Below are 254 nucleotides of genomic sequence, written 5' to 3'. Positions count from 1 at the left end.
CTTATTTCTGTTTTGAATGAATACCACTTTAATTGGTGTTCCATTAGCCATCATCGTATGGATGGAACGAAGAATTCCTTTCTTGGATTGAATGGGTCCAGCTAGGCGGTATAGTTGCTTTAAAGAAACCATCTCCCCGTTTACGTTATAACGTTGTTTTGTTTCTTTGACCATACCAATTACGTCTAATCCTTGATCCACAATAGACTTTACAAGTGGTGGCAATGTAAACCAAGAATCCATAAGGACATAAC

Annotated in this window: 1 pseudogene; it reads right to left on the bottom strand. The window is 37.8% G+C overall.

Annotated features, from left to right (window positions below):
- Positions 1-201, bottom strand: a pseudogene (locus A3773_RS18465) (IS4 family transposase); the annotation flags it as partial.
- Between the last annotated feature and the right edge of the window lie 53 nt (positions 202-254).

Source organism: Neptuniibacter pectenicola, from assembly GCF_001597735.1.
In the GTDB taxonomy this organism is placed as follows: domain Bacteria; phylum Pseudomonadota; class Gammaproteobacteria; order Pseudomonadales; family Balneatricaceae; genus Neptuniibacter; species Neptuniibacter pectenicola.
The sequence above is the reverse complement of the archived record's forward strand: the minus strand, read 5'-3'. Positions and strand labels throughout refer to the sequence as shown.